The 24,646-nt window shown below is 69.5% G+C and carries 27 protein-coding genes, 1 tRNA gene and 1 pseudogene; 25 read left to right on the forward strand and 4 right to left on the reverse strand.

The features are described from left to right. Positions 1-153 precede the first annotated feature (153 nt). From Q8W71_RS06835 to Q8W71_RS06910, 16 genes are all read left to right on the forward strand, one after another. Entirely contained in the window at positions 154-375 is a 222-nt protein-coding gene (locus Q8W71_RS06835) for a hypothetical protein (RefSeq protein ID WP_305524585.1), read from the forward strand. Next, positions 368-745 carry a hypothetical protein gene (locus tag Q8W71_RS06840; RefSeq protein ID WP_305524586.1) on the forward strand — a complete coding sequence of 126 codons (378 nt, stop codon included), beginning with the start codon at positions 368-370 and terminating at the stop codon, positions 743-745. The genes Q8W71_RS06835 and Q8W71_RS06840 overlap by 8 nt, the downstream gene beginning before the upstream one ends. 2 nt (positions 746-747) lie before the next feature. Next, positions 748-1,056: a hypothetical protein gene (locus Q8W71_RS06845; RefSeq protein ID WP_305524587.1), complete on the forward strand. Its 309-nt coding sequence runs from the start codon at positions 748-750 to the stop codon at positions 1,054-1,056. Between the two features lie 106 nt (positions 1,057-1,162). Next, on the forward strand, positions 1,163-1,576 hold the full coding sequence (locus tag Q8W71_RS06850) for a hypothetical protein (RefSeq protein ID WP_305524588.1): 414 nt from the start codon (positions 1,163-1,165) through the stop codon (positions 1,574-1,576). 2 nt (positions 1,577-1,578) lie between these two features. Then, on the forward strand, positions 1,579-1,869 hold the full coding sequence (locus Q8W71_RS06855; protein WP_305524589.1) for a hypothetical protein: 291 nt from the start codon (positions 1,579-1,581) through the stop codon (positions 1,867-1,869). Beyond that, positions 1,869-3,515 (forward strand): terminase large subunit, encoded by a 1,647-nt coding sequence (locus Q8W71_RS06860; protein ID WP_305524590.1) that lies wholly within the window; start codon positions 1,869-1,871, stop codon positions 3,513-3,515. The genes Q8W71_RS06855 and Q8W71_RS06860 overlap by 1 nt, the downstream gene beginning before the upstream one ends. Next, on the forward strand, positions 3,516-4,769 hold the full coding sequence (locus Q8W71_RS06865; protein ID WP_305524591.1) for a phage portal protein: 1,254 nt from the start codon (positions 3,516-3,518) through the stop codon (positions 4,767-4,769). Continuing rightward, positions 4,769-5,443 carry an HK97 family phage prohead protease gene (locus Q8W71_RS06870; protein ID WP_305524592.1) on the forward strand — a complete coding sequence of 225 codons (675 nt, stop codon included), beginning with the start codon at positions 4,769-4,771 and terminating at the stop codon, positions 5,441-5,443. Before Q8W71_RS06865 ends, Q8W71_RS06870 begins: the two co-directional genes overlap by 1 nt. Positions 5,444-5,454: 11 nt before the next feature. Next, positions 5,455-6,717, forward strand: coding sequence for a phage major capsid protein (locus tag Q8W71_RS06875; protein ID WP_305524593.1), 1,263 nt, complete (start codon positions 5,455-5,457; stop codon positions 6,715-6,717). Positions 6,718-6,791: 74 nt separating this feature from the next. Continuing rightward, positions 6,792-7,040: a hypothetical protein gene (locus tag Q8W71_RS06880; RefSeq protein WP_305524594.1), complete on the forward strand. Its 249-nt coding sequence runs from the start codon at positions 6,792-6,794 to the stop codon at positions 7,038-7,040. A 4-nt stretch (positions 7,041-7,044) separates the two neighbouring features. Next, complete coding sequence (locus Q8W71_RS06885; protein ID WP_305524595.1) at positions 7,045-7,671, forward strand: hypothetical protein; 627 nt, start codon at positions 7,045-7,047, stop codon at positions 7,669-7,671. Between the two features lie 9 nt (positions 7,672-7,680). Continuing rightward, a complete protein-coding gene (locus Q8W71_RS06890) occupies positions 7,681-10,230 on the forward strand; it encodes a hypothetical protein (protein WP_305524596.1) in 2,550 nt (849 codons plus the stop codon). Next, positions 10,196-11,149, forward strand: a complete 954-nt coding sequence (locus tag Q8W71_RS06895) for a hypothetical protein (protein ID WP_305524597.1) — start codon at positions 10,196-10,198, stop codon at positions 11,147-11,149. The genes Q8W71_RS06890 and Q8W71_RS06895 overlap by 35 nt, the downstream gene beginning before the upstream one ends. After that, complete coding sequence (locus Q8W71_RS06900) at positions 11,142-11,672, forward strand: hypothetical protein (RefSeq protein WP_305524598.1); 531 nt, start codon at positions 11,142-11,144, stop codon at positions 11,670-11,672. The genes Q8W71_RS06895 and Q8W71_RS06900 overlap by 8 nt, the downstream gene beginning before the upstream one ends. Before the next feature lie 96 nt (positions 11,673-11,768). Next, positions 11,769-12,041, forward strand: coding sequence for a helix-turn-helix transcriptional regulator (locus Q8W71_RS06905; protein ID WP_305524599.1), 273 nt, complete (start codon positions 11,769-11,771; stop codon positions 12,039-12,041). A 25-nt stretch (positions 12,042-12,066) separates the two neighbouring features. Continuing rightward, entirely contained in the window at positions 12,067-12,597 is a 531-nt protein-coding gene (locus tag Q8W71_RS06910; protein WP_305524600.1) for a hypothetical protein, read from the forward strand. A 3-nt stretch (positions 12,598-12,600) separates the two neighbouring features. Here the strand turns inward: Q8W71_RS06910 and Q8W71_RS06915 are convergent, their stop codons facing one another. Next, positions 12,601-13,419: a hypothetical protein gene (locus Q8W71_RS06915; protein WP_305524601.1), complete on the reverse strand. Its 819-nt coding sequence runs from the start codon at positions 13,417-13,419 to the stop codon at positions 12,601-12,603. 863 nt (positions 13,420-14,282) lie between these two features. Between Q8W71_RS06915 and Q8W71_RS06920 the strand changes: the two are divergent. Continuing rightward, positions 14,283-14,711: pseudogene (locus Q8W71_RS06920) on the forward strand (tyrosine-type recombinase/integrase); the annotation flags it as partial. A 193-nt stretch (positions 14,712-14,904) separates the two neighbouring features. On the opposite strand, the gene Q8W71_RS06925 reads toward Q8W71_RS06920, so the two are convergent. Beyond that, positions 14,905-14,980, reverse strand: a tRNA-Asn gene (locus Q8W71_RS06925). A gap of 86 nt (positions 14,981-15,066) precedes the next feature. Further along, a complete protein-coding gene (gene serA, locus Q8W71_RS06930) occupies positions 15,067-16,317 on the reverse strand; it encodes a phosphoglycerate dehydrogenase (protein ID WP_305524602.1) in 1,251 nt (416 codons plus the stop codon). A gap of 280 nt (positions 16,318-16,597) precedes the next feature. Between serA and Q8W71_RS06935 the strand changes: the two genes are divergently transcribed. From Q8W71_RS06935 to Q8W71_RS06960, 6 genes are all read left to right on the forward strand, one after another. Continuing rightward, a complete protein-coding gene (locus tag Q8W71_RS06935) occupies positions 16,598-17,503 on the forward strand; it encodes a transglutaminase-like domain-containing protein (RefSeq protein WP_305524603.1) in 906 nt (301 codons plus the stop codon). 367 nt (positions 17,504-17,870) lie between these two features. Further along, positions 17,871-19,583 (forward strand): 30S ribosomal protein S1, encoded by a 1,713-nt coding sequence (gene rpsA, locus Q8W71_RS06940; RefSeq protein WP_305524604.1) that lies wholly within the window; start codon positions 17,871-17,873, stop codon positions 19,581-19,583. 205 nt (positions 19,584-19,788) lie between these two features. Then, positions 19,789-20,100, forward strand: coding sequence for a HigA family addiction module antitoxin (locus Q8W71_RS06945; protein WP_305524605.1), 312 nt, complete (start codon positions 19,789-19,791; stop codon positions 20,098-20,100). 230 nt (positions 20,101-20,330) lie between these two features. Then, positions 20,331-21,299, forward strand: a complete 969-nt coding sequence (gene sppA, locus Q8W71_RS06950) for a signal peptide peptidase SppA (RefSeq protein WP_305524606.1) — start codon at positions 20,331-20,333, stop codon at positions 21,297-21,299. A 49-nt stretch (positions 21,300-21,348) separates the two neighbouring features. Next, on the forward strand, positions 21,349-21,657 hold the full coding sequence (locus tag Q8W71_RS06955; protein WP_305524607.1) for an integration host factor subunit beta: 309 nt from the start codon (positions 21,349-21,351) through the stop codon (positions 21,655-21,657). 43 nt (positions 21,658-21,700) lie between these two features. Next, on the forward strand, positions 21,701-22,066 hold the full coding sequence (locus Q8W71_RS06960; RefSeq protein WP_305524608.1) for a LapA family protein: 366 nt from the start codon (positions 21,701-21,703) through the stop codon (positions 22,064-22,066). Positions 22,067-22,256: 190 nt separating this feature from the next. Here Q8W71_RS06960 and Q8W71_RS06965 read toward each other — a convergent pair whose 3' ends face one another. Beyond that, positions 22,257-22,514, reverse strand: coding sequence for a type II toxin-antitoxin system Phd/YefM family antitoxin (locus tag Q8W71_RS06965; RefSeq protein WP_305524609.1), 258 nt, complete (start codon positions 22,512-22,514; stop codon positions 22,257-22,259). A 126-nt stretch (positions 22,515-22,640) separates the two neighbouring features. On the opposite strand from Q8W71_RS06965, the gene Q8W71_RS06970 reads away from it, so the two are divergent. Both Q8W71_RS06970 and trpB read left to right on the forward strand, forming a co-directional pair. Continuing rightward, positions 22,641-23,315, forward strand: coding sequence for a phosphoribosylanthranilate isomerase (locus tag Q8W71_RS06970; protein ID WP_305524610.1), 675 nt, complete (start codon positions 22,641-22,643; stop codon positions 23,313-23,315). Positions 23,316-23,397: 82 nt separating this feature from the next. Beyond that, a complete protein-coding gene (trpB, locus tag Q8W71_RS06975; protein ID WP_305524611.1) occupies positions 23,398-24,639 on the forward strand; it encodes a tryptophan synthase subunit beta in 1,242 nt (413 codons plus the stop codon). Positions 24,640-24,646 lie beyond the last annotated feature (7 nt).

Genomic DNA, 24,646 nt, shown 5'->3' on the forward strand with positions numbered 1-24,646 from the left:
GCTTGCGATCCGGCTCTATCCAAGCGAGTTTAATTGCAAGACGGAATGGTGCGCCTGACGCAGCCCCGTCAATTCCCGACCCGCTAATTCGAAATTCACCGCCCGCTAATTCCGGGTGGCGAATCCTCGTGTCGGCATCCTGGGGAAACCCCGATGATGCGCTTGCCCGAATTGCCGCCGGAGTTTCGGCCGGCCCCCGCACGGCCGCCACTCCTGGCGCGCGTGATCAGCGAAATGGCCGCGGCCGGCGTGCGCGTGTCGCCGCTGGGCGTGTTGTGCAGGCTGACCGACCTCGGCGCGGACGATGACGAGGTGGCGAAGGCGCTGGATCAGCTCACGGCCGCCGGCCCGATTGAGGGCGCGCTCCATGGCTGAAACCGCGGCGGCGCGCGTGCGCATCCTTGGGCTTCGTGTCTCCAAGCGCGCAGAGGACGGAAATGCGCTGAGCGGGATGGTCGCCTCGTTCGACGCCAAGATCCCGGGCCTGACCTTGTTCGGCGCCACGCTCTGGCGCAGGCGAGATGGCCAGATGACGGCCAGCCCGCCGCGCGGAGAGCGCAACGACGGCAGCTCGAGCGGCGTGCGGATTGATGACGAAGAGCTCAAGGCTGAGCTGTGCGCTGCTGCCTGCCGCGTCGCTGCGATCTTCGGCGCGAACGTCGATCCCGTCGAGCCGCCCGCCACCGCTTTCAGCGAATTGGCCGGCGCGTTGAAGGATCGATCTGCCTCCGATCGCGAGGCCTGAGCGTGGCCAGGCCGACCGCCCGCCAACGCGGCTATGGCAGCGCATGGGAGAAGGCTCGCGCCGCTCACCTCGCCGCGCATCCCCGATGCACGCATCCGGGCTGCACCGCCCAAGCTGTGCACGTGCATCACGCCCGGCCGCATCGCGGGAACATGGCCGTGTTCTGGGATCGCAGCCTGTGGCGCGGCCTCTGCGCTGAGCACCACAACCGGGACGCGCAGCAGCGTGAGCGACGCGGCTACGCCAGCGCCGTGGGTGCCGATGGCTTGCCGGCCGACAGGGCTCATCCGTTCCTCAAGGACTCCACATGACCGCACCATCGCTGCGCCTCAGGCTCATGGCCACCGTGTCGCCGCGCGCGCTTTCCCTCGCCGCCGGCCCCCGCATCGCTCGGCCGCGCCAGCCCGGGGGCGAGGAATGAAGCACGCCTTGAGATGGGAGGTGTGCCGGCTGTTCGAGCCGTGGGCCGCACCCAATGCCGCGCTGCTCGGCCCGCCGATCGCCACGGGCACCGTGACGCGAGACGACGATAACGCCAGCCCGCCGGCCGATGCGTTCTTCGCACCCAGCGATCCGATCGCCATCCCGGCCGGCCTCGACGGCGAGCGGTCGCTTATCCTGGTGTGCGAGGTGCACGGCCCGAGAGGATGGGTGATCACCATTGGCGCGCCCGCTGCCCCGCCCGCGGCGAGCGATGGCCTCAACCCGCCCATTGACCTTCACCCCTGCATCTTCATCCCGCCCTCGGGAATGCAGGGCAGTGGCCGATCCCGTGAGGTGCGCGCCGTGCGCCCCGGTAGCAGCTTCATCGCACAGCCCGTGAGATCCTGATCATGGCGGACGTCGAGTGGCTGAAGAGCCTGATCGAGCGCACCCCCGTGTTGGTGGTCGACCTCGTGAAGGCAGAGGCCGAGGGCGACACGGCGGCCCTGCGCTATCACGGCGCCGTGCTGGCCTGGCAGCAGGAAGCCGCGCTCGCGCTGTCGCCCGCCGAGCAAGCTGCCCCTGCCGACGTCAAGGGTAGGCCGGTCCGAACTCAAGGCGATAGGAGGGGCGGACCGGTGGTGGAGCCGCCCTCAGAATTAGTTTCGACTCGTGATTTTCCGCAAGGGCTCGCTCTCTAATGGGCCTGCGCGGTCCCGGTGCTGGTCGGCTGAAGGCGGCTGCGGCTGCTCTGCCCGCCCGGCCCCGGAAATTCCCGTGGGAGAAACCCGGTCTCACGCGCGCTCAGCGGGTAATCGCGTTCCTCGAAGCCCTGCCGGTCTCGAAAGGCGTGAAGGCCGGGAAGAAGATGCGTCTGCTGCCCGGTCAGCGCCGCTTCGTCGAGGCGCTGTACGCGGTCGACGGGAAGGGGCGTCGCAAGACCCGGCTGGCAATCCGGAGCGAGCCCCGCGGCAACGGAAAAACCGGGTTGGTCGCCGGCCTGTGCCTCGCGCACCTGCTGGGCCCGGAGAGCGAGGGTCGCGGCGAAATCTTCAGCGCGGCGATCGACCGCCAACAGGCCGGTCTCCTGTTCGCCGAGATGGAGGCGACGATCCTGCGGGTGCCGTCGTTCGCGGCACGGGCGAACATCGTCCGGTTCCACAAGCGCATCGAGGTGCTGAGCGGTCCCGGCCAGGGCTCGATTTACGAGGCGCTCAGCGCCGACGCCCGCCGCGCGCACGGTCTGAGCCCGTCGCTGTGGATTTTCGATGAGCTGGCGCAGGTACAGAGCGCCGAGTTGCTGGAGAACCTGCGGACCGCGATGGGCAAGCGGGCCGAGTCGCTCGGGATCGTCATCTCGACGCAAGCCCCCGACGATGATCACGTGCTCAGCCGCATGATCGACGACGGGTTGAGTGGCGTCGATCCGTCAATCCTGGTCGACCTGACGTGCGTCCCGCCTGAGGCCGACCCATTCGACCTCCCGACGCTGCTGAGAGCCAACCCGGCGGCCGGGATCTTCCTCGACAAGCGGACCCTGGCCGATGAGCTGGAGCAAGCGAAGCGCATCCCGGCGTTCCAGAGCCGGTTCCGAAATCTCCGGGCCAATCAGCGCGCCGAGGCCGACCCGGAAGCCCGGTTGGTGACGGCCGGCGTGTGGCGGATGGGCGCCGGCCCCGTCGACCGCGCCAGCTTGCGGGGCTGTGTCTGCTACGGCGGGTTGGACCTCAGCGGCTCACGCGATCTGACCGCCTTGTGCCTGATTTTCCCCCGCGAGGATGGGGGATTCGATGCCTTGCCGCAATTCTGGACCCCGGAAGGCGCGCTGGCCGCGCGCACCGCGGCAGAGGCCGAGAGGTTCAAGGAATGGATCGCCGCTGGCCACATGATGGCGATCCCGGGCCCGGTGATCCGCACGGATTGGGTTGCGGCGGAGGTGGCGCGGCTGGCGGAGGAATTCGACCTCCGCGGGATCGCCTTCGACCGCTGGCGGATCGCTCAATTCCGGCAGGATTTGGCGGACACCGGGTGCACGGTGCCGCTCACCGAATGGGGGCAGGGCTTCCGCGACATGGGGCCGGCCGTCGAGGGCTTCGCTGAGTCGGCGCTCACGGGCGCGATCCGGCACGGCAACCATCCGGTGCTCACGGCCGCCGTCGCCAACGCGATCACGGTCCCGGATCCGGCCGGCAATCTCAAGATCGACAAGGCGAAGGGCAACGCCCGCGGCCCTGTGCGGATCGACGGCGCCGTGGCGCTGATCATGGCGCTGGCTCTGGCGAAGCGGCTTGAGTCCGCACCCCGGGTCGACGTGTCCGACCTCCTGTCGAACATGGTGTGGGCGTAGATGGGAATTCTCGCAACGATCGGCCGGGCGCTCGGCCTGCGCGATGTAAAGGCTTGGTCCGAATGGTCCGGCGTCGGCACGTGGACCGGGAAATCCGTCACGCCCGAAACCACCTTGCAGGTGGCGGCGGCCCTGGCCTGCATCCGCCTGACCGCGGCGACGATTTCGACCCTGCCGGTGGCGGTCTACCGCGAGGGCCGTGACGGCACCCATGAGCGAGTCCCGGACCATCCTCTGTCCATCCTGCTCCGGCAGTCGCCGAACGCCGACATGACGGCCGTCGAATTTCTGGAGAGCATGGTCGGCTGCCTGATGCTCTACGGCAATGCGTTCGCGCTGAAGACGCGATCGGCCGGACAGGTCCGAGCGCTCGAACTGCTCAACCCGGAGCGGATGACGGTTCGTCGGCATCTCGAAACCGGGGAACTGCTCTTCATCTATTCCGACCCGCGCGGCCGAGAGACGTACACGGCCGACGAGGTGTGGCATCTTCGGGCCTTCGGGGTTGGCGGCGACCTGGGGCTCAGCCCGATCCAATACGGCCGGCAGGCCCTCGGGCTCGCCATCGCCACGGACGAGGCCGCGGCGCGGACGTTCGCCAACGGCATGAAGCCAGGCGGCTTCTTCCTCTCGAAAAATTCCCTCACGCCAGAGCAGCGCGCGCAGGCCCGGAAGGTCCTGGTGGAGCCCATGCAGGGGAGCGAGAACGCGGGCCGGATCGGCATCCTTGAGGGTGACACCTTCACCTGGCAGGCCGTCTCCCTTCCGGCGAAGGACGTCGAGCTGCTGGCCTCGCGCGGGTTGCATATCGAGGAAATCGCCCGGCTGTTCGGCGTGCCTCCCATCCTCATCGGCCACGCCGCCAACGGCGTCACCGCCTGGGGGACCGGGATCGAGTCGCTGATCCTCGCGTGGCTGACCACCAGCCTGCGGCCGCTGCTGATCCGGATCGAGGCGAGCATGAACCGCGCCCTCGTGGCACCGGGCGAGCGCGGCAGGATCTTCGCCGAGTTCAGCTTGGAAGGGCTCCTTCGTGCCGACAGCGAAGGCCGCGCCAAGCTCTACAGCTCGGCCGCTCAGAACGGGTGGATGACCAGGAACGAGATCCGCCGGCTCGAAAACCTCCCGCCTGTCGATGGTGGCGACGTGCCGACCGCGCAGGCGAACCTCTTGCCGCTCCCGAAGCTCGGCACTGTGGCGACGCTGCCCCGGGAGCAGGTGATCCCGCCGGCCAATAACGGGGAACACGAGTGATGCAGGTCAAGCGTCGAGCCTTCCCGCTGGCGATCAAATCCGTCTCCGACGGCGGCGCATTCTCCGGTTACGTGTCGATTTTCGGCACCCCTGACACCTATCGCGAGGTGGTCGCGCCCGGCGCGTTCAAGGCGAGCCTCGCGGCGACGAAGGCGGCCAACCGGAAGCTCCCGATCTGCTGGCAGCATGATCTCCGCGAGCCCATCGGCCACTGGGATGTGCTTCAGGAAGACGAAAAGGGCTTGTACGGCGAAGGCATCCTCTGGACCGCCGAGGCGCCCTACGCTCGGATCGCGCAGCGTGGCATGGCCTCCGGTGCGCTGTCCGGCCTGTCGATTGGGTACTTTGTCCAGGATGACGCCTTTGATGAGGTGCAGCGGATCCGCACCCTGAAGACGCTGGACCTCCGTGAGGCCAGCATCGTCACCGACCCCGCGCACGATGACGCCCGGGTCGACGTGGTGAAGGCGAAGCTCGCCGCGGGCGAACGCGTCACCGAACGAGAGTTCGAGTCCGCTCTTCGGGAGAAGGGCTTCTCGCGCTCGGCTGCTGAGGAGATCGCCTCCCTCGGCTTCAAGGCTTGGGATCGACGGGAGTCGGACCGGCCGCAGGCGGACCCCGCTGACGCGCGCGCCCTGGTGGAGCGCCTGAGCAGCTTCGCACTACCCAAATAGGGACCCCCCAAATGAACATGCATACCCCCGGTGGCCTCACGGCCGCCCACGTCGCCTATGGCCGCGAGTACGGCCGGAAGGATGCCGGCGGCCAGGGCAGCGAGCCCGGCACGTTCCGGGAGATCATGACCGCGCTCGACGCGCGGGACAAAGAGATCCAGGCGTTCGCCACCAAGGCCGATGCCGAGATCAAGGCGCACGGCCGGATCCTCGACGACACGAAGGGCGCGCTCGACAAGGTGCTCAGCGAGTCGGGCGCCCTCGCCGCGCGGCTCCTGGAGCTGGAGCAGAAGGCGGCCCGCCGCCCGGGCGACGGCGCGGCGCAGAAGTCGGTCGGCGAGCGCTTCACCGACCACGACGACTTCAAGGCCCTGGCGCACAAAGGCCGCGGCGTCGCCCGCATGGAGCTGAAGGCCGTCACCGCGATCACCAGCGGGACGACCGGCACGGGCGCGGCCGGCGCCGCGATCCGCCCCGACCGGCTGCCCGGCATCCTCGTGCCCGCCGAACGGCCGCTGACGATCCGCGATCTCCTGTCGCCCGGCCGCACGTCGTCCAACGCGATCGAATACGTGCGGGAGACGGGGTTCCAGAACAACGCGGCCCCGGTCGCGGAGGGCGTTCGCAAGCCGCAATCCGATCTCTCGCTCGGCACCGCCACCGCGAACGTCCGCTGTCTCGCGCACTGGTTCAAGGCGTCGCGCCAGGTGCTCGACGACGTTCCGGCGCTCCAGTCCTACATCGACGCGCGCGCCACGTACGGTCTGCTCTTCGTCGAGGAACAGCAGCTCCTGGCCGGCGACGGCACCGGGCAGAACCTGCTCGGCCTGCTTCCGCAGGCGACCTCGTTCAGCGGCGCGCTGCGCAAGTCCGGCGACACGAAGATCGACACGATCCGCCGCGCCATCCTCCAGGTGCGGGTCGCGGAGTTCCGCGCCTCCGGCATCGTGATGTCGCCGGGCGACTGGGCCGATATCGAGCTGATGAAGGACACGACAGGCGGCTACATCTGGTCCAACCCGGCGATCAACAACGGCCAGAACCTCTGGGGGCTGCCCGTCGTCGACACGAACAGCATGGCGGCCGATCACTTCATGGTTGGCGCGTTCAACATCGCCGCGCAAGTATTCGATCGCCAGCAGGCCGTCGTCGAGGTGTCCACGGAGAACGAGGACGACTTCGTGAAGAACCTCGTGACCATCCGGGCGGAAGAGCGCCTGACGCTCGCGGTGTTCCGTCCCGAGAGCTTCGTCCACGGGACGTTCACCCCCTGATCCGAACCGCACGATTGATCGCAACCGCGGGGGCTGGCGCCATGTGCCGGCCCCCTCTCATTTGGAGAACCGACGTGCCCCACGTCCGAGTCCTGCGACCCTTCAACAACGGCACGCACCACGCCTTCGTGCGCCCCGGCGACGTGCTCATGGTCAGCGATGAGCGCGCCGCGGATCTGATGCGCAACTCCTTGGTGGAGCCCTTCGCTGAGATGAAGGCGGCGCCGGTGCCCGAGAACAAGGCCGCGCCCCTGCCGGCGAACAAGAATGAGGCGGACCCGCCCGTCCGCCGCGGCCCCGGCCGCCCGCCCAAGGTGCGGTGACGCCATGCTGACGGTCATCACCCCGGCGGCCTCGACGGCGCTCACGACGCTCGGCCGGGCCCGTGCGATCCTCGGCTTCGCCAATACCGACGACGCGGCGGCTACGGTGCTGATCGGGCAGGCCTCGCGCGCCATCGCCGAGCACTGCCGCCGCGTGTTCGCGCTCGAATCGGTGCGGGAGACCTTCACCGATGAAGACCTCTGCGGCGGTGGCCCGATCCTCGCCCGCAGCCCGGTGGTGGAGATCACCAGCGTCCGCAGCGGCGCCGATCTCCCGGCGCCGGCCGATTACCGCCTTGACGCCACGACGGGGCGGCTCTGGCGGCTCGACGCATCCGGGCACGTGTTGCCCTGGTGGAGCGGCACCCTGGTGGTGGAGTACCGCGCCGGCTTCACGCTCCCGACGGATGCCTCAGGCGCGCCGGCCCCGACACTGCCCGATACCGTCGAGCGCGCCGCGATCGTGCTCCTGTCGACCTACCTGAGTCTCCGGAAGCGGGACCCGACCGTGAAGACCGACACCGTCGAGGGCATTGGCTCGACCTCCTGGTGGGTGCCCGGCGCCAGCGATCGCCTCGCCTCGCCGGAGGCCGAACAGCTCCTCATCCCCTTCATCCGCTATTTTCCGTGAGGCACGCCGATGGCTGATGGCGCCAAGATCGTCCGCGAGGTCGACCTCGATTACACCACGCGGGGCATCGACGAGGCCATTTCGAAGACGCGACAGCTCGCGTCTGACATGGACCGGCTCAGCTCGTCCGTGGACCGATCGGCCACTGCCGACGACAAGGCATCCGCAGCTCGGGACCGGTCGACGCGAGCGAAGACGAGCGCGGACGCGGCGGCGGCCCGCGCACAACGCCAGATCGAGGCCGAGAACCGTGCCCTTGCGGCGATGGAGCAGGCCCAGCAGGCAGCGGCGGCAGCCACCAGCGGTCTCACGTCGGCGCAGATGAAGGCCGTGGAAGCCTATGCGGCCGTGACCCGGGCGGGCAACGACAACGCCGCCGCCGTCTCCCGCACGGGGGAGGCGTTCAAGAGCGCCGGGAAGTTCATCGCCGAGCATCCGATCTTGGTCTTGGGAGCGAGCGTCGTCGCGGCGCGCGCCTTGGCGGGGCTCGCGACCTCTGCCGCCGGATCGCTCGGCGCCGCGTCGGCCAGTACGGCCGCCTTTGCGGAGGGCGCGGCCGGCATGGGCGCGGCCGTGGTAGGCGGCGCTACGCTCGCGGCTCGCGGCCTCGGGCTCGCCTCATCGGCGGCCACGGCCAGCGCTGCGGGCCTGGGGGCCTACGCCGAAAAGGTCGCCGGCCTGACCACTGCCACCAGCCTCCTGACGCGCGGCCTCGCCTTGGTGCCGCCGTTCCTCCTGCCGATCGCCGCGGGCTTCCTCGTGTTCGAGGCCGGCGCGGCCGCGATCCGGAAGGCTGGCGCCGACCTCGACAAGCTGGTGCAGCTCGGGGAGCGGGCAGAGAAGCTGGACGTCTCGGCCGGTTTTCTGAAGGCGTTCGAGTCCCTCGCGCCCAAGCTCCGGACCACGACCGACGCCATGGATTCGATGCTCGGCAAGGCGTCGAGCTTCCTCCGCGACTCCTGGGGCCAGGGCAACGGCCTGAGCAAGATGCTCGGCGAGATCAGCGCCACGGGCGCGGCCGGCGCGGGCGGGCTTCAGGCGACGGCGCTCGCCGACACAGCCACGACGATCGAGCAGCGCATCAGAGCCGCCCTGGAGGCGATGAAGGAGCTCGACGCGCTCGGGCTGCATCTCGCCTCGCTCCAGGTCGGCGAGCGCGTGTTCGGGCCGGAGTTCGCGGAGCGCGTCCGGACCGGGCAGACCAGCGTCGCGCAGATCGTGGCCGACCTCGACGCGGCGGCCGCGAAGGATCTGGTGCGGCAAGAGCAGGTGGACCGGGCCGTCGCCCTCAACCGCCAGATCGCGGACACGAAGCAGGCCATCAGCGACGCATGGGCCGTCACGGTCGACTTCTCCGGCGCCGCGCTCCTGCTGAACGAGGCGTGGCTGAAGATCCTCCAGGCCGTGCAGTGGGTGCTGGAGAAGATTAACGACGGCATCGCGGCCGTCACCAACTTCGGCGCAGCGGTCGCGTCGAGCATCGGCGGCGCGCTGGACGCGGCGGCGAACAAGGCCAGCGACCTCCTGGCGAAGTTCGGCATCATCTCGAAGCAGGCGGCCGCGGCGGAGGTGCAGGGGCCGCCTGAGCAGTACGGCCCGTTCCAGCCGAAGATCACCGGCCGCTCGTTCCCCTACGTGTTCGGCCCGACCGCGCCGAGTTTCCAGCAGGCCAACGCCGGGGCTCAGCAGGCGAAGCAGGCGGCGACGGAGGCCACCAGCGCCTATGACAACCTGATCCAGCGCACGAAGGATCGGATCGAAGAACTGGACCTTGAAACACGGACGATCGGCCAGAACACCGACGCCGTGATCAGGATGAAGCTCAACAATGAGCTGAACCGGGCCGCGCAAAAGTCCGGGATCGACGTCACGGCCGAGATGCGGGCCGAGTGGGACCGCCTCGGCGCGTCGCTGGCGGCGAGCACCGACCGCCTGTCGGCCGCGAAGCGCGAGATGGAGGTGACCCGCGAGGCGCAGCGCGAGCTCGGGGATCAATTCGGCACCTTCGCGGAGGATCTGATCCTCGGCGGCCGGAAGATCGGCGAGGCGTTTTCCGGGCTGGCCAAGACCTTCGCAAGCGGCAGCCTGAAGGCGCTCCTGACCGGGCAAGGCGGCCTCGCCGGGCTGTACGGCACCGCCCCGGAGAAGAGCGGCGAGCTGGGCGGGTTGCTCGGCGGCAAGTTCAGCCTGTCGAGCCTGTTCCCCACGCGGGAGATCCGCGAGGCCGTCACGGGCGGCACGGCGGACGGCAACGCCTCGTTCTGGGACGGCATCTTCAAGCAGAAGCAGAGCGCGCAGGGTGCGCCTCAGGGCTTCTTCAGTTCGCCAATCGGTGGCGCCATCGCGTCGGTCGGTGCCGGCGCGGCGACCGGCTACGCCAGCCAGAGCCCGTTGATGGGCGGTCTCAGCGGTGTGCTGGCCGGCGCCATGACCGGCAACCCGTTCCTCGCCGCCGCGGGCGGTATCGCAGGCATCGCAGGCGGCGCCTGCGGCCACAAACCCTCTCGGAAGAAGGATCGTGACCATGAGCGCCGTCAACGTCATCTGCGGTTCGCGTAGGGCCTGCGTCCTCACCGACGCCAGCCTGTACGACGGCAGCGGGACCATCGTCGCATTCGCGCTGAAGGCACACGCCGTCGACTCGTGGAACGGCGTCATCACAGGCCGCGGCGCCAACTGGGGCAGTCTCTATGCTGCTGAATTAGCCGAGACGTTCGGCTCGTTCGACGAGTTCGTGTCGCGGAGCGCCCCGGTTATTGAAACGGCACACCGAGCGGCCTTGGCCGAGTGGATGTCGAGCGATGTGAAGGGACAGAGCTTCATCGAGGTGCATGTCATCGGCTGGAGCGAGCGCCGCGACCGCCCGGAGGCCTACGTGCTGTGCTCGCCCTCCGCCTTCCTGGACGCGGAGGAGCCGACCTATGTGTGGCGCAGCCTGGAGGAGGAGGGCGGAATATTCCACTGCGCCCACCTGAACGGGGGCGAGATGTGGCAGCTCCACCGGCAGAGCGCTGAGGAAGGCGTCGACTGGACGGTTGAGACATTCGACCCGGTCCGGCACGGCATCCCGCTCATGGAGGCACAGCGCCGCCAGCCTGCCGACACGCGCGCAGGCGAGGGCGCGGCGGGGAAGCACGTGATCGGCGGCGAACTGTGGCTCACGGTCGTGGATCGCGAGGGCGTGCGCCAAGGCGTGATCCACGAGTGGCCTGACCGCGTGGGCGAGCCGATCCGGCCGGCACCGCTGGACGAAGGCAGCCTGCCGAAGGTCCCGCCGTCCGGCTTAGGACCGTCCTGGCCGTTCGAGCGATTCGATCGCGCAGTGAAGGCCGGCGTCATCGACTTCGCGACCTTCGACTTCGATCCGGCCGCCCTGGCGCGGCTCGAGGCGGCCGCCCCGCCCGGCGCCGGCCTGTCCCGGCAGCAGCGCCGCGCCGCGAAGGCGCAGGCCCGCAAGGGAGGACTCGCCCGTGTCTGAGATCACCGTGCAGATGCGCTTCGCCGATGACGGCGAGCGTCAGCGCTACTGGCGCCTCCGGGAGCAGCCCGAGATGCGCGAGGCGGTCGGCATGGGCCGGTGGCTCGCCGAGAAATACGCTTTGCCGCGGATCTACGGGAATGACGGGGTGCGCTCGCCCGCGCAGCTCGGCGAGATGACGAAGGGCTTTCTGGAGGCGGGCTATGTGGATGCCGCTGCGCACCACGGCCGCGACCTGACCGACGACGAAGCCTTCATGATCCGGATGGGCTATCAGGCGATCACCCTGCCCGCCCTGGAAGGCGACATGCGCACGCGCCAGGCGGGCGAGAAGCTTGGCGAGGGCCTGGCGCTGGCGCTGGCTGGCCTCGCGTCCTGCAACGAAGGGCTGCGGCTCTTGGGCGAGCCGGAGATTCCGAGTTTCCTCGCGCCGCCGCACCTGCTGAGCGTGCCGACGCCGCCCGCCCGCCGTCCGCTGCGGCCCGAGGATTTCGGCTGCCTGCCGGCTCAGCCGCGGCGCTGAAGAGGATCACCGGCCGGCCGACGACGGCAGGTGACGCCCGGCCCCGTGTGGCCACTGAGCATTCAGGCACGGGGCCGGGCACGCTATAATCGGACGATGCCGAAATCCTACATGAGCCGGGCGACCCTCGCGCGCGAACTCGATATGTCCGAGTCGACCGTGAGTGACATGGTCCGGCGAGGGATCCTGCCGCGTCCGCTCAGATTTTCGGCCGGCTGCATGCGTTGGCGCTGGGCCGACGTCGACATGGCCCTGCAATCCTTGGGGAACTCGGCTCACGCGATCGAGGATGCGGAAAGGGCCGAAGGCGTCCGCCGAGCGATCGAGGCTTCCAAGCAGCGAGCCGGTCGCAAATCCGAGCCCCGATGAGGCGCCACCCACGAAACCAGGTGCGATGATGAACGCTCACGCCGTGCCGGCTCTTGCTGGCGCCATGGCCATGCCACGCCAGAAATTCCGGCGGCCCGATCCGCCCCCGCCTCCGCCTGCGCAGCCGGGGACGTTCCGGCTCGCCCGCCTGAGCGAGGTGTCCGGCGTCGATATCGCCACGATCGGCCGCTGGACGTCGCGGCGGATCTGGGACCGTCAGACCGATGGCGACGGCCGGCACCGGTGGTTCACGTTCTGGGACTGCCTGCACGTGGCAATAATCAGGGAAATGGCTTCGCTCGGGATGCAGCTCTCTGGCCGCGGCGCGATCCTGTCCGAATCCCTCCTCCACTCCGCCAAGCTGCACGTGGCCTGGGAAGGCGACATCAACGACGTGCCGGACCGAATCGCCATCTACGCGCTCGACGGCTCGTGCCCTTGGATGATGGATTGGGTCACGCCCCTCGAAAGGCTCCCTCGGTCCTATGTTGTGCTGAACCTCCGCGGCGTCGTTGAGGATGTGAATCGGCGATATCATGCGCCCACCGAAAAATAAGAGCTATTCTTCTGGTGTATCATCTTCCTCTTTATCTTCTAATACTCCGTGAAGGGCCAAGATGCTATAGCCCCTAACTTCTCCACGGACCAATAGCAGTTCAACGTCTACGATGAAGCCAACTAGGAAGGGATTTTCCCTACCCGCCATCATCTGCTGCTTGATGTCCGGATCGTCGATGAATACCGGAAGGGGCTTCTTTTCAATAGTTTCAATGATGGCCTTATCACTAGTCTTACTAGGCTTGCCGCGCGTCGCAGCATACCAATACATGAGCCTCTTGTTGAAACGTTTTTGCTCTGGCTCCTTCATTACTTCAATCTGACGCACCGCCTGATTCTGGATGGCGTTTGCTTCCTGAGAGTTGAAGTTGACTGTTATATTCTGAGTGGCGCCGTCCGTAGCTTGGAACATAAAAACCGCTCCGGCCTCTTTCGCCGTGGGCTCAATGATTTGCTTTAGATCCCTAAGATCCTTGGTTGTAAGATTTTCGGAAGATTTCTTCCCTCCAAGAAGCGCATCAAAGCCACCTTTAAGATACTTCGCAAATCCGAGTACCTTTTTAGCGTCTTCAGTGTATGGGGCAACCGTACTAACAGCAGCCCCAACCTCTTGCGCGTAAGGAACTAGATCAGTGATGTAGCTGCCTCTTCTAAGGTCTGCCACAAAAAGCTTCGCTTCGCCTCGTGAATTAACGTCTTCCGATTCCACGGCATATTTCTGATATTGACGCACTAGAGCATTCAGACTGCTCGTTAGGTCGGTCACATCAAGTGGTTGTTTGTTGTCGAATTTGAGCGTCAATTTAGGCGCTTCACTCACTACAATTCCCCTCCCGCATATAGATTCTATTGGGCCGCCGATCAGCAACCGAGTTGAGCGGCCCGCTCGCCTAGCTCTGTATCGGCTTCAGTCAGCAAGCCAGACCTTCGATCTAGTGCTCCGTCTATCGCCTTTCGACCCCGCCGCCCGGAAGATCGGGCACACCCAATTCCAGAGTTGGATTCTATGCCGCGTCGCGCTGCCGCCGTCACGCAAGCTGACATCGCGCGCGCGATCCGTGCTGCGCAGGCGGCGGGCCTGCCCGTGGTCCGAATCGTTGTGCGCCCTGATGGGGTCGCGGTGGAGACGGCGGAGATCGCCGAAACCCCGGCGCGCGGGCGTCCTCTTGCCGAAAGGGAACGAGTGGTGGTCCTATGACGGAGAGCATGCCACGCCCGCGCCCAAAGCACCTTCACCGTGAGACGACCCGACACGGGGAGACCGTCTGGTATTTCCGCCGCGGCGCCGGTCCGCGGACGCGCCTGCGCGAGCCCTACGGCACCCGGGCGTTCTGGGCCGAGTTCGAGGCGGCGCTTGCAGGCCGGCCTACGGCGACGCCCAAGGCGGCCACGGTCGGCACCGTGGCGTGGCTGATCGGTCGCTACATGGCGAGCGCGCAGTGGACGGAAGCCCTGTCGGCCGCGACCCGCGCTCAGCGATCTGGGATTCTGCAAGAGACGGCGCGCATCGCGGGCATCGAGCCCGTCGAGGACATCACCACGCGCGCGATCCGCGAGGGCATGGATCGGAGAGCGGCCCGCCCGCACGGCGCCAATAACTGGCTGAAGACGATGCGCGGCCTATTCGGTTTCGCCGTTGAGCGCGAGTACCTGTCGGCCGATCCCACCCGCGGCGTGAAGCTCATGGGCGGCCCGAACGATCGCAACGGCTTCCACACCTGGACCGAGGAGGAAGTCGCGCGGTTCGAGGCGCGCTGGCCGATCGGCACCCGCGAGCGACTCGCACTCGACCTTCTGCTCTACACCGGCCTGCGCCGAGGCGACGCCGCTCGGCTTGGGCGGCCGCACGTCCGCAACGGCGTGATTCGGATCGAGACCGAAAAAACCGGCCAGGAGGTGACGATTCGCATCTTGGCGCCGCTCGCGGCCTCAATCGCCGCGGCGCCGACCGGCGATCTCACGTTCATCGCTGGTGAGCGCGGCCGGCCCATGACGAAGGAAAGCCTGGGGAATTGGTTCCGCGATGCCTGTGCGACCGCTGGTGTACCCGGCCGAGCACATGGGCTCCGCAAAGCCGGTGCGCGGCGGGCGGCCGAGAACGGCGCGACCGAGATGGAATTGAACGCGTGGTTCGGTTGGGCGGAAGGCTCGCGGGAGAGCGCCACCTACGTGCGCGGCGCGAACCGGGCCAAGCTCGCGGAGCGCATCGCAGAGCGGTTCAACGATGACGCTATTTCCGCACCTTCCGACCCGGTGCGGGCGGCAGGCCAGAAAGGCGAGCGATCTGAGGAGCTTAAAATTCGCTTGGCTCCCCGAGCAGGACTCGAACCTGCGACAAGGCGATTAACAGTCGCCTGCTCTACCAACTGAGCTATCGGGGATCGCGAGGGGGTCTCTACACACCGGGCGCGCGGGGCGCAAGGGCCCCGGGCGCGCGATTTCGGCGGGCCGCGCGCCCGGGGCGGGGTCAGCGGCGCTCGTAGAGCAGCCGGGCGCGGATCGTGCCGGGGATGGCGCGGATCTCGCCGAGCAGGGTCTCGGCGTCGGCGTCGGTGGCGTCGGTCTCCAGCACCACGTAACCGACCTCGCCGTCGGTCTGGTAGAACTGCGCGGCGATGTTCACGGCGCTGCGCGCGAACACCTCGTTGAGGCGCCCGAGCATGCCCGGCAGGTTGCGCTGCACGTGGATGAAGCGGATGCCGGTGGCGCGGGCCGGCAGTTGCACCTGCGGGAAGTTCACGGCGCCCACCGTCGCGCCGATGTCGGAGTAGTCCACGAGCTTGCGCGCCACCTCGGCGCCGATGCGCTCCTGCGCCTCCTCGGTCGAGCCGCCGATATGCGGGGTGAGGATGACGTTCTCCAGGCCCTGGAGCGGGCTCACGAACGCCTCGGCGTTGGAGCCGGGCTCCACCGGGAACACGTCCACCGCCGCACCCCTCAGGTGGCCGTCGCGCAATGCGGCGGCCAGCGCGTCGAGGTCGACCACCGTGCCGCGGGCGTTGTTGATCAGGAAGGCGCCGGGCTTCATCGCCCGGATCTCGGCCGGCCCGATCATGTTGTGGGTCGCCTCGGTCTCCGGCACGTGCAGGGAGATCACGTCGCACTGGCCGAGCAGGTCGTGCAGGGTCTCGGTCGGCTCGGTGTTGCCGTGACGCAGCTTGTCGGTGTGGTCGTAGAACAGCACCCGCATGCCCATCGCCTCGGCGAGCGTCGAGAGCTGCGTGCCGATGTTGCCGTAGCCGACGATGCCGAGCGTCTTGCCCCGCACCTCGAGCGAGCCCGTCGCCGACTTGTCCCAGAGGCCGGCATGTGCGCCGACCGAGCGCGGCACGATCCGGCGCAGCAGCATCACGATCTCGCCGATCGTCAGCTCCGCCACCGAGCGGGTGTTGGAGAACGGCGCGTTGAACACCGGGATGCCGCGGTGGCGCGCCGCGTCGAGATCCACCTGATTGGTGCCGACCGAGAAGCAGCCGACCGCGAGCAGCCGGTCGGCCGCCTCGAAGGCCGCGGCGTCGAGCTGCGTGCGCGAGCGGATGCCGAGCATGTGCACGCCCTGGAGCGCCTGATGCAGCGCCTCGCGGTCGAGCGCCTTCGGCAGGCGGGTGAGGTTGGTGTAGCCCGCCGCCCGCAGGAGGCCGACCGCGCTGTCGTTGATGCCCTCCAAGAGGAGGACGCGGATCTTGTCCTTGGGGAGCGAGAGCTTGTCGGTGGCCATCGGTGCACAGTCGGTCCGGGTGAATCGGCGCACGGTTAGGCAGTCGGGCTGTGCGATGCAACATCGGCCCCGGAAGGCCAGCCCCGCGTCCCGGGTGGCGGGCCGGCCCGCGCTACCCTGAAAGCAGTCGCGTGCCGCACATTTGTGCAGTCGATGCGCCGGGAACAGAGCTGTCGCGCGGAACTCGGCAGTACATCCCGGGTTATGCCGCACTGCATCCAGCACTCGCCTCCAAGTCCGGGCCCCGACCCGGCCCACGGCACGACCTACGGCCCGACCCATGCACATTCGCACCGGCTTCACCCTCGCCTTCGACACGCCCGGCCCAACGCCGATGAACCTGCTGCTCAGCGTCCGGCCCGAGCGCCACGCCGACCTCGTCACGCCGGAGGCGATCGCCTTCGACCCGCCGGTGGCACAGAGCCGGCACGTGGACGCCTTCGGCAACGTCGTCACCCGGATCGTCGCCCCGGGCGGCCGCATCACCATGGCCGCCGACTTCACCGTGCGGGACAGCGGCGAGCCGGACGCCTGCGCCCCCGACGCCCGGGAGATCCCGGTGCAGGACCTGCCCGACGCCGTGCTGCCGTTCCTGCTCGGCTCGCGCTACTGCGACACCGACAAGCTCTCGCAGACCGCCTGGAACCTGTTCGGCGGGATCGCGCCGGGCTGGGGCCGCGTGCAGGCGATCGTCGACTACGCCCACGCGCGGCTGCGCTTCGACTACCAACAGGCCGACGCGACGCGCACCGCCCATGACGGCCACGGCCAGCAGGTCGGCGTGTGCCGCGACTTCGCGCACCTCGCCATCACCCTGTGCCGCTGCATGAACATCCCGGCCCGCTACGCCACCGGCTACCTCGGCGACATCGGCGTGCCGAAGGACCCCGCGCCGATGGATTTCTCCGCGTGGTTCGAGGTCTATCTCCAGGGCCCGGACGGCCCGACGTGGTACACGTTCGACGCCCGGCACAACCGCCCGCGGATCGGCCGCATCGTCATGGCCCGGGGCCGCGACGCCACCGACTGCGCCCTGACCACGAGCTTCGGCCCGGCCTACCTCGTGCGGTTCGACGTGCACACCGACGAAGCGCCCGAGACCGGGGTGCACGAGACCGGGGTGCAAGAGACCGGGGTGCAAGAGACCGGGGTGCCCGAGGCGCCGCCGCTGGCCCGGGCGGCCTGACACCGGCCGCGCGACCGCCCACGACCCCGCCGTGCCCCCGGCCGACCCGACGCGTCGGCCGTGGGCCCCACGCGTCGCAGGGGCCGGCGCAACGGGTTCGGCGACGGGTTTGATTGAATTTGCGGACGGCTTGCGCTAAGGGGCGGGTGCCTTCCCGCCTCCCGCGTGGCGCCGCCGATCCGGCGCGCCTGTCCGGGACGACCGGGCGGGCCGCCCTCGTCATCCGTATCGACGCGTCGGCAAGCCGGTCTCCCGCGGGACCCGGCCGCTTCCCCGCTCAGGGAGGCCGCGGCGAGCGAAGGGCGTTCCGCAACGCGAGCCGCCGGCGCAACGGGCCTCCCCGACGGGGGGCCGCCCAGGAGAGAGAATGACCGCAGGTAACGCCTTTGCGCAGGGTTCGAGCCGCGAGGACTTCGCCGCGCTTCTGGAGGAGAGCTTCCTCCAGCACGAGATCACCGAGGGTTCCGTCGTCAAGGGTCGCGTCGTCGCGATCGAGAAGGACGTGGCCGTCATCGACATCGGCGCCAAGACCGAGGGCCGCGTCGCGCTGAAGGAGTTCACCGGCCCCGGCCGCGAGGGCGAGCTGAAGGTCGGCGACGAGGTCGAGGTCTACGTCGACCGCATCGAGAACGCGCTCGGCGAGGCCGTGATCTCGCGCGACAAGGCCCGCCGCGAGGAGAGCTGGGTCAAGCTGGAGAAGTCGTTCGAGAACAACGACCGCGTCACCGGCACGATCTTCAACCAGGTCAAGGGCGGCTACACCGTCGACCTCGACGGCGCCGTGGCCTTCCTGCCGCGCTCGCAGGTCGACATCCGCCCGGTGCGCGACGTGACCCCGCTGCTGGGCACGCCGCAGCCGTTCCAGATCCTCAAGATGGACCGCCGCCGCGGCAACATCGTCGTCTCGCGCCGCACGGTGCTGGAGGAGAGCCGCGCCGAGCAGCGCTCGGAGCTGGTGGCCAACCTCGAAGAGGGTCAGGTCATCGACGGCGTCGTCAAGAACATCACCGAGTACGGCGCCTTCGTCGATCTCGGCGGCATCGACGGCCTGCTGCACGTCACCGACATGGCCTGGCGCCGCGTCAACCACCCGTCCGAGGTCGTGCAGATCGGCCAGACGGTCAAGGTCAAGATCATCAAGATCAACCACGAGACGCACCGCATCTCGCTCGGCATCAAGCAGCTCCTGGCCGATCCGTGGGAGGGCATCGCCGCCCGCTACCCGGAGGGCGCCAAGCTCAAGGGCCGCGTGACCAACATCACCGACTACGGCGCCTTCGTGGAGCTGGAGCCGGGGATCGAGGGCCTGATCCACGTCTCCGAGATGAGCTGGACCAAGAAGAACGTCCACCCGGGCAAGATCGTCTCCACCTCCCAGGAGGTCGAGGTGCAGATCCTGGAGGTCGATCCGGTCAAGCGCCGCATCTCGCTCGGCCTCAAGCAGACCCTGCAGAACCCGTGGGAGGGCTTCTCCGAGAAGCACCCGGTCGGGTCCGAGGTCGAGGGCGAGGTCAAGAACAAGACCGAGTTCGGCCTGTTCATCGGGCTCGAAGGCGACGTCGACGGCATGGTCCACCTGTCGGATCTCGACTGGAACCGTCCCGGCGAGCAGGTCATCGACGAGTTCAAGAAGGGCGACATGGTCCGCGCCCAGGTGCTCGACGTCGATGTCGAGAAGGAGCGCATCTCGCTCGGCATCAAGCAGCTCGCGGGCGACCCCTTCGCCGAGGCCGGCGAGATCAAGAAGGGTCAGGTCGTGACCTGCGAGGTCGTCGAGGTGAAGGATTCCGGCCTGGAGGTGAAGCTCGTCGACACCGACATGCAGTCCTTCATCCGCCGCGCCGAACTCGCCCGCGACCGGGCCGACCAGCGCCCCGAGCGCTTCGCCGTCGGCGAGAAGTTCGACGCCCGCGTCGTGCAGTTCGACCGCAAGGCCCGCCGCGTCCAGGTCTCGATCAAGGCCCTGGAAGTGGCCGAGGAGAAGGAGGCGATGGCCCAGTTCGGCTCCGCCGATTCGGGTGCCTCGCTCGGCGACATCCTCGGCGCGGCCATGAAGAAGGCCCGCACCGACGACGAGTGATTCTTTTTGGGGTTGTGCCGCCCGGCTTCGCTGGGCGGCATGCCGGGAGACTCGAGAGACCGCGCGGGACCCGCTCCCGCGCGGTTTTTCGTTGTGTCGGCGCCCGATTCCGCCTCACCCTCGACGCCACGACTCGCCGCGTATCGGACGCATCGTCCGCATCCCCCGCGCGGCGCTTCGCAGTCCGGAGCGAGGGCGAACCCTGATGAGCGGCAACCCCCTGCTGCGCGGCCTCGCGCCGATGCACCCCGGCGAGATCCTCCGCGAGGACATCCTGCCCGCCACCGGCCTGCCCCAGGCCGAGATCGCCCGCCGCCTCGGCGTCTCGCGGCAGACGCTCGACGACCTGATCGCCGAGCGCCAGCCGGTGACGCCGGCGATGGCCCTGCGGCTCGCCAAGCTGTTCGGCAACGCCCCCGAGTTCTGGCTGAACCTCCAGCGCGACCACGATCTGCGGGTGCTGGAGCGGGAGATGGCCGAGGAACTCGCCGCGATCCCCGCCCTCGACGCCGCCTGACCCGGACGCCCGCCCGGCCGCCCCGAAACGGCGACGGCCCGCCCCCCGCATTTTCTTCGCCCGCCCCGTATCCAGGCCCGCGGAAAATGCTCTAGAACACCGCCTCCCGCGCGGATCGCATCCGTGCGAAGCGAAGCATACCAACGACTTGTGCGGTGCGGGGCCGCCCCGGGGCGCAGCGTGCGCCCGGCGCCCGGCACGGGTCGGAGAGGCGAAGGAAACGGGTCCGCATGGCAGCCGACGCCGAACTGTTGATCGACCGGCGGCGCCTGCGCCGCAGGCTGTCCCTGTGGCGGGTGCTCGGGATCGGCGGGCTGATCGTGGCGGTCGGGGCGCTGGGCTACCGCGTCCGCGCCGGGGCCGAGGGCGGCGGCTTCGCCGTGCGCCCGCAGATCGCCCGGATCTCGGTCTCGGGCTTCATCGCCGGCAGCGAGGCGACCGCCAAGCTGATGAAGCGGGTGGGCGAGTCCGACGCGGTCAAGGGCGTGGTGGTCTCGATCAACTCCCCCGGCGGCACCACCACCGGCTCGGAGGAGATCTTCCGCAACCTGCGGGCGCTGGCCGCCAAGAAGCCGCTGGTCGCCTTCGTCGACGGCACCGCGGCGTCGGGGGCCTACATCACCGCCATCGCCGCCGACCACATCGTCGCCCGCGAGACGAGCCTCGTCGGCTCGATCGGTGTGCTGTTCCAGTATCCGGACGTGTCGGGCCTGCTCGACAAGGTCGGCGTCAAGGTCGAATCGATCAAGTCCTCGCCGCTCAAGGCCGAGCCCTCGGGCTTCTCCCCGACCTCACCGGAGGCGCGGGCGGCGCTGGCCTCGGTGGTCGGCGACACCTACGCGTGGTTCAAGGGGCTCGTCGCCAGCCGCCGCGGCATGGACGCCGCCCAGGTCGCCGTCGTCTCGGACGGGCGGGTGTTCAGCGGCCGCCAGAGCGTGCCGCTCAAGCTCGTGGACGAGCTGGGCGGCGAGCGCCAGGCGGTGGCGTGGCTGGAGACCGCCCGCGGCGTCCAGAAGGACCTGCCGGTGACCGACTGGAAGCCCCGCTCGGAGAACGACTTCTCCCTGTGGTCGGCGGCGGGCTTCGGCGCCGACCTCCTCGGCCTCGACGGTCTCGCCGCCCGCGCCCGGGCGATCGGCGCGGAGGCGGAGGCGGCGGCCCGGGGCGGCCTCCTGGTACTCTGGCGCCCGGAACCCTGATCCCGCGCCCTGCCGAGCCCCCTCCGCCCCCGGTGGAAGACGACACGCCATGATCAAATCCGAGCTGGTCCTCAAGATCGCCGAGCAGAACCCGCACCTCTACCAGCGGGACGTTGAGATCCTGGTCAACGCGATCCTCGACACCATCGCCGACGCCCTGGCCCGCGGCGACCGGGTGGAGCTGCGCGGCTTCGGCGCCTTCTCGGTCAAGCGCCGCGAGGCGCGGCGCGGGCGCAACCCGCGCACGGGCGCGGCCGTTGCCGTCTCCGAGAAGGCGATCCCGGTGTTCAAGACCGGGAAGGAGATGCGCCTGCGCCTCAACGCCGCCGGGATCGGCGAGGCCTCGGCGGCCGAGTAGCGCATGGTCGTGTGGGACGAACGGTGACGGGAGAATGTCCGCGATGATCCGGTTCCTGAAGAGCCTCGTGCTGCTGCCGATCGCCGCCCTGGTGATCCTGCTGGCTGTGGCCAACCGCGCGCCGGTGCCCCTGTCCTTCGATCCCTTCAACGGCGACGCGCCGGTCTTCAGCGTCTCCCTGCCGCTCTACGCGATCCTGTTCGGCGCGGTGGCGCTCGGCATCGTCGTCGGCGGGGTGTTCACGTGGCTCGGCCAGGGCCGGGTCCGGGCGCGCGCGCGCCACCACCGCCGCGAGGCCAGCCATTACGAGCGCGAGGCGACGCGGCTGCGCGCCTACGCCCCCGAGAGCGAGGTCCCCGGCCCCTACGTCGTCCCGGGCACCCGCGCGGCGCTGCCCGCCCCGCGCTGAGCCCCGGCCTCACCCGCCGCGTCGGACCACGGAGACGAGGCCGAGGCGCTGGTTCCGTGCGATCGCGGCCTTGAGCGCGCCGAATGCGCCGGGCGGTCCTTCCGCCCCTCCCGCAACCCCGCCTCGTGCTCGGCCTTCCAGAGATAGGCCTAGCAGAGGACGAGACCGGGGCGCGGATCGTCCGGCAGGTTCACGGCGTCGGCGCGTCCGCGTCGGCGTGCCCGGCGGGGACCTCGGCGTCGAGGATCATCGCCATCTCCTCATCGGACAGCGGACTCACCGTGCCCCCGCGCGCGAAGCCCGCCCAGAGCTCGTGGAACACCGCGGCGGAGAGGAGGTAGGCGGTCTCCCGGCCCTGACTCGTGATCTGCACCGGCTCGCGCATCGCCTGCTCGTGCCAGTGGTCGAAATCCTTCTGCAGGTCGGATGCTGCGACGCTGACGGTCATGATCCCTCCGGGGTCGGCCCGATGCGGAAGGCCGCGGGACGCGGCGACGCGCCGCCGGCCCGCCATTGTAACCCGGCCCGTTCCGGCGCACATCCGGCCCGCACGCGTCCCGATCGTCACCGACCGATGCCCGAGATCAAGATCTGCGGCCTGAGCACCCCCGAGACCCTCGACGCGGCCCTGGCGGCCGGCGCCGACTGGATCGGGCTCGTGCACTTCCCCCGCAGCCCGCGCCACGTCGGGCTGGAGACCGCCCGCGCCCTGGCGCGGCGGGCGGGGACCCGCGCCGGCCGCGTCCTGCTGCTGGTCGATCCCGACGACGCGACCCTCGACGCCGCGGTCGCGGCGGCCGATCCGGACCTGATCCAGCTCCACGGCCGGGAGAGCCCGGAGCGGGTCGCCGCGATCCGCGCGCGCGCCGGGCGGCCGGTGATGAAGGCGCTCGGCGTCGCGGTCCGGGCCGACCTCGACGGGGTGGCGGCCTACGCGGCGGTCGCCGACCGCCTGCTGCTCGATGCCAAGGCGCCCCCCGGCGCGGCGCTGCCCGGCGGCAACGGCGTCGCCTTCGACTGGGCGCTGCTGGCGGGCGTCGCCCTGCCGCCCGGCTGGATGCTGTCGGGCGGCCTGTCGCCCGAGACCGTGGCCGAGGCGGTCGCGCGCACCGGCGCCCGGGCGGTCGACGTGTCCTCGGGCGTCGAGTCGGCGCCCGGCGTGAAGGACCCGGTTCGGATCGCCGCCTTCGTCGCGCGGCTGCGGGCCGGCGCATCCGCCCCATTGTCGGGCACCGCCCCCGCGGTCTAAGCACCGGCCGAATCGGATCCGCCGGGAGCGGACCGCGCGTGCCCGGCCGAGGCCGGCGCGCCGACACAGCAGGACGACGCCCGTGACCATCGCCCCCGTCCCGAACTCCTTCCGCACCGGGCCCGACGAGCGCGGGCGCTTCGGCATCTTCGGCGGCCGCTTCGTCGCCGAGACGCTGATGCCGCTGATCCTCGAGCTGGAGGCGGCCTACGAGGCGGCCAAGGCCGACCCGGCCTTCCAGGCGGAGATGGTCTCCTACGGCACCCACTACATCGGCCGGCCGAGCCCGCTCTACTACGCCGAGCGCCTGACCGAGCACCTGCGCGCGAAAGCCCCCGCGGGCCACGGCGCCAAGGTCTACTTCAAGCGCGAGGAGCTGAACCACACCGGCTCGCACAAGGTGAACAACGTGCTCGGCCAGATCCTGCTCGCCCGCCGCATGGGCAAGCCGCGGATCATCGCCGAGACCGGCGCCGGCCAGCACGGGGTGGCGACCGCGACGCTGTGCGCCCGGTTCGGCCTGAAATGCGTGGTCTACATGGGCGCCGTCGACGTCGCCCGGCAGGCGCCCAACGTGTTCCGCATGAAGATGCTCGGCGCCGAGGTCGTGCCGGTGGAATCGGGCACCAAGACCCTCAAGGACGCGATGAACGAGGCCCTGCGCGACTGGGTCACCAACGTCGCCGACACCTTCTACTGCATCGGCACGGTCGCCGGCCCGCACCCCTACCCGGCGATGGTGCGCGACTTCCAGTCGGTGATCGGTACGGAGACCCGGGCGCAGATGATCGCCCAGGAGGGGCGCATCCCCGACTCGCTGATCGCCTGCATCGGCGGCGGCTCGAACGCGATGGGCCTGTTCCACCCCTTCCTCGACGACCGCGAGGTCGAGATCTTCGGGGTCGAGGCGGCCGGCCACGGGGTCGGCAGCGGCCTGCACGCGGCCTCGCTCACCGGCGGCAAGCCCGGGGTGCTGCACGGCAACCGCACCTACCTGCTGATGGACGCGGACGGTCAGATCGCCGACGCGCACTCGATCTCGGCGGGCCTCGACTATCCCGGCATCGGCCCGGAGCACGCGTGGCTGCACGAGATGGGCCGCGTCACCTACCTCTCGGCCACCGACGCCGAGACGCTGGAGGCGTTCAAGCTCTGCTCGATGCTGGAGGGCATCATCCCGGCGCTGGAGCCCGCCCACGCGCTGGCCAAGGTGCTGGAGCTGGCCCCCCAGCGCCCGGCCGACCACCTGATGGTGCTCAACATGTCCGGCCGCGGCGACAAGGACATCCCGCAGGTGGCGGAGATGTTCGGCACGCGGATCTAGACCCGCG

This window comes from Methylobacterium amylolyticum (assembly GCF_030700245.1).
Taxonomy (GTDB): domain Bacteria; phylum Pseudomonadota; class Alphaproteobacteria; order Rhizobiales; family Beijerinckiaceae; genus Methylobacterium.